This window comes from Marinimicrobium sp. UBA4509 (genome assembly GCF_002388575.1).
Taxonomy (GTDB): Bacteria; Pseudomonadota; Gammaproteobacteria; order Pseudomonadales; family Cellvibrionaceae; genus Marinimicrobium; species Marinimicrobium koreense.
In genome coordinates this window covers 502-2480 of sequence record NZ_DGMV01000089.1, presented here as the reverse complement: position 1 = coordinate 2480, position 1979 = coordinate 502, and the positions used below count along the sequence as shown (strand labels likewise).

Here is a 1979-nt window from a genome sequence, read left to right as displayed (position 1 = left end):
CATTGTGCCGCTGATGAATGGCGGCGGCCTGTTTGAGACCGGTGCCGGCGGCTCGGCCCCCAAGCATGTTCAGCAGTTGCTGGAGGAGAATCACCTGCGTTGGGATTCCCTGGGTGAATTCCTGGCGATGGTGGAATCACTGCGTCACTTCGGCAAGGTCACCGGCAATGCCAAGGCGAAGGTGCTGGCCGATGCTCTGGACAAGGCCAATGCGGACTTCCTGGAAAACAACAAGTCACCCTCGCGCAAAACCGGCGAGCTGGACAACCGGGGCAGTCACTTCTACCTGGCGCTGTACTGGGCAGAAGCACTGGCGGCTCAGTCTGACGATGCTGAGCTCAAGCAGCGTTTCACCGAGCTGGCGAAAACCCTGAGGGCCGAGGAAGACAAGATCGTGGCCGAGCTGAACGGCGTGCAGGGCAAGCCGGTGGACATCGGTGGCTACTACCGTCCGGTCACCCGCAAGGTGTCTGACGTCATGCGCCCGAGCGCAACGCTCAATGCCGCGCTGGATGCCTTGAAAAACGCCTGATCGACGCCATATACAGCACAGGGAAGGGTGCTTGATGGTGCGAAAAACCCCCGGGGTCCATCAGGGCGCCGGGGGTTTTTGTTTCAGATCGGATCAGGATCGGTGCGTGGCGACTCGGTCAGTGAGTCGTGACGGCGGCCGGCTTGCCGGGGGCGGAATCGAAGTCCCGTCGCTCTCCGGCGCCATTGTTGGCGGCGGCGCGCTCGTCGGCCTGATGGGCATCGGAAGAAATGATGTTGGTGGCGTGGTAGCCTTTATCACCTTTGGTGATATCGAACGCGACCAGTTGACCCGCCTTAAGGGTTTTATAACCCTCCATCTGGATGGCCGAATAGTGCGCGAACAGATCTTCGCCACCTTCGTCCGGCAGGATAAAGCCATAGCCTTTGGCGTTATTGAACCACTTGACGGTACCTGTAGGCATGGGGGGTATCCTTCTGTTGCGGAGAGGCACACAGACCTCATCGTTAATCGTTATTAGAGTGTGTTGGTTTATTGCTCAAAGTGCTTAACTAGCCCGTCACTTTGTTGCTTTTTTGACCAACGTCACTCGTTTTAGCGAAGTTTCCTTCCCGTGTCAAGTGTGCGGCCCGGGAAGGTGGTAGGTGACCGGGGCATCGTTCCGGTACAATGAAGCGTATATCCCGGTCGGGCAGCCCGGCTGGATTACACATTTTTACGCAACCTTTTTCGGTACTGATGGGAAAAATGGCGATCTATCATCTAACCTTAAGTAAAGAGCCAATGCTGGCCAAAGAGCCGGATGCGGCCGAAGGGGACGGCAATGTGGCGGTGCAGGAGGACAAGCCCAAGCTGCGCCGCCCGCCAATGTACAAGGTGGTCATGTTCAACGATGACTACACACCCATGGATTTTGTGGTGGAGACGCTGGAAATCTTTTTTTCCATGAACCGGGAGAAGGCAACCCAGGTCATGATCAAAGTACATACCCAAGGTAAAGCCGTATGTGGTGTCTATACTCGGGATATTGCCGAGACCAAGGCGGCCCAGGTCAATCAATTTGCCAAGGACAATGAACATCCGCTGTTGTGTGAAATCGAAGCAGTGGAAGACGACGACCGGTGACTCTGCAGTAGAGGTTATCAGCGATGCTAAGTAAAGATCTCGAAATTACCCTGAACCTGGCGTTCAAGGGCGCGCGCTCAAAGCGGCATGAATTCATGACCGTTGAGCACCTGTTGCTGGCGTTGATCGACAATGAATCGGCGGCGAATGTCCTGCGTGCCTGCGGTGCGGACCTGGGCCAGTTGCGCAAGGAGTTGATCGAATTTGTCGACTCCACCACGCCTCTGATTCCGGAAGACGACACCGAGCGGGAAACCCAACCGACACTGGGCTTCCAACGGGTACTGCAGCGCGCGGTATTCCACGTTCAGTCCTCGGGAAAGCAGGAGGTGACCGGGGCCAATGTGCTGGTGGCCATCTT

Annotated in this window: 4 protein-coding genes; 3 read left to right on the top strand and 1 reads right to left on the bottom strand. The window is 56.7% G+C overall.

Going from position 1 to position 1979, the window contains the following annotated elements:
- A partial coding sequence (locus tag B3520_RS17080) for an NADP-dependent isocitrate dehydrogenase (protein ID WP_286876478.1) occupies positions 1-532 on the top strand: 532 nt, incomplete at its 5' end.
- Between the two features lie 118 nt (positions 533-650).
- On the opposite strand, the gene cspD is transcribed toward B3520_RS17080, so the two are convergent.
- Positions 651-956 carry a cold shock domain-containing protein CspD gene (cspD, locus tag B3520_RS17075; RefSeq protein WP_024460475.1) on the bottom strand — a complete coding sequence of 102 codons (306 nt, stop codon included), beginning with the start codon at positions 954-956 and terminating at the stop codon, positions 651-653.
- Positions 957-1276: 320 nt separating this feature from the next.
- Between cspD and clpS the strand changes: the two genes are divergently transcribed.
- Positions 1277-1618 carry an ATP-dependent Clp protease adapter ClpS gene (clpS, locus tag B3520_RS17070; protein WP_286804920.1) on the top strand — a complete coding sequence of 114 codons (342 nt, stop codon included), beginning with the start codon at positions 1277-1279 and terminating at the stop codon, positions 1616-1618.
- 23 nt (positions 1619-1641) lie between these two features.
- Positions 1642-1979, top strand: a 338-nt coding sequence (locus tag B3520_RS17065; RefSeq protein WP_286876477.1) for a Clp protease N-terminal domain-containing protein, incomplete at its 3' end; no start/stop codon positions are given.